This window comes from Pseudomonas sp. 30_B (genome assembly GCF_017491605.1).
GTDB lineage: Bacteria > Pseudomonadota > Gammaproteobacteria > Pseudomonadales > Pseudomonadaceae > Pseudomonas.
Genome location: NZ_JAFGYY010000377.1, coordinates 1 through 439, shown reverse-complemented (window position 1 = coordinate 439; position 439 = coordinate 1). Strand labels below are relative to the sequence as shown.

The window sequence follows — 439 nt, the reverse complement described above, 5'->3', positions numbered from 1 at the left end:
GCGCGGGGCTCAAGCCGAACTTGGTCGCCGCGTCCGCCGACAGCGCCTTGTAGATCGTGCCAAGGTCATGACACAGCAGCTCCTTTGCCGTATCGCGGATCGTGACGTACTGCGATAGATCCTCCGACATGCGAACCACCTTCGCGGCCAGCTCGAACAGCACGGCCGCTTGGTCGCGCGACTGCGCTGCGCTGTAGAGCTGGCTGTTCGGCTGCGCTTCCGGGCCGACGAGGTGAAGCAACACGAGGAATGCGGAGAGGGCCGTCTTGGCGTTCTTGCGCGCCATCGAGAGGATGAACGTGCGCGTCGGCGTGTCGTAGATTCGCTTGATCCAGCCGCGTTGCTCTTTCGTGAGCTTGACGGGCTGCCCGACGAGCCGGCCTTCAGGGATGCGGCAGTGTTCCTCGATCCATCGGGCGTTGCGCTCGCCGCGAGAGAC

General features: G+C 64.7%; 1 protein-coding gene. It reads right to left on the bottom strand.

What is annotated here, in order from left to right; translation table 11 throughout:
* A partial coding sequence (locus tag J5M67_RS28730) for a terminase large subunit (protein WP_243434942.1) occupies positions 1–439 on the bottom strand: 439 nt, incomplete at both ends.